Annotated in this window: 2 protein-coding genes; both read right to left on the bottom strand. The window is 54.9% G+C overall.

From position 1 onward, the window contains the following. Positions 1 to 596, bottom strand: a 596-nt coding sequence (locus PsAD46_RS11190) for a hypothetical protein (protein WP_063306885.1), incomplete at its 3' end; no start/stop codon positions are given. Continuing rightward, on the bottom strand, positions 596 to 801 hold a 206-nt coding region (locus PsAD46_RS11185; protein ID WP_153040728.1), incomplete at its 5' end, for a hypothetical protein. The genes PsAD46_RS11190 and PsAD46_RS11185, both read right to left, overlap by 1 nt.

Below are 801 nucleotides of genomic sequence, written 5' to 3'. Positions count from 1 at the left end.
GGAATAGCAACTGTGGTGATAGCACCGGCCAGAAGCGCGCCAGCAGCTGCTGCGGCCATGCCAGCCCCAATGGCAACAGCCCCGATCGCCACATCGACAATGATGTTGGCAAACAGTTCGCTGTAAAGCTGCGTATCGCTCATGATGAACTGCATGATATCCAGGGCCACATAGCAGGTGATCATGATGACTGCATTCGCCCGGCCACCTGCCCGAATGGCTTCTGGTCCAATTCCAAAAGCAACAACCTTTGGAGAGGACGACAGATACCGTGTCCCCTTAAGAACCTCGCGCACGGCAGGATAACCTTTGAAGATCACGTAGGTCTTTCCATTGGCTATCTTTGTGTAATAACGCCCCTTAATACCGATCTCTTTCAAAAGCTGATGTCCAGACCGGCTGTCCAGCAATGTACCGGGCAAGGTGGCTAGATCTAAAGCTCCACCGGTCATAAGCGCCATGCCCTGATGGGCATCCACGATCGCCTGAGCAAACGCCTCAAGAGAGACCGCGATTGCCTCATCCTGAACCGGATTTACATCATGAGCTGCACTATGTTGTTGCGCCAGTCTCTGCTCCGCCAGCGGATAAACCATCAGAATATCTCCTTGTGCGGTTGTTCCCCTGGCCTGACCATCAAGCGGTGGCCGGGAAACTGATCCAGAAAACCCCGGATCTCCAGCTCTTCAGACAGGTCTTCGTGTAGCGCATCTGACGAGCGCTCAGGCCGGTCACGACCTTGCAAGACCACATGCGCTGTGCCTGCCGGGTCGCACTCTTTGGGTGCAGGTTCTGCAATTG

It is taken from the genome of Pseudovibrio sp. Ad46 (assembly GCF_001623065.1).
Taxonomy (GTDB): Bacteria; Pseudomonadota; Alphaproteobacteria; order Rhizobiales; family Stappiaceae; genus Pseudovibrio.
The sequence above is the reverse complement of the archived record's forward strand: the minus strand, read 5'-3'. Positions and strand labels throughout refer to the sequence as shown.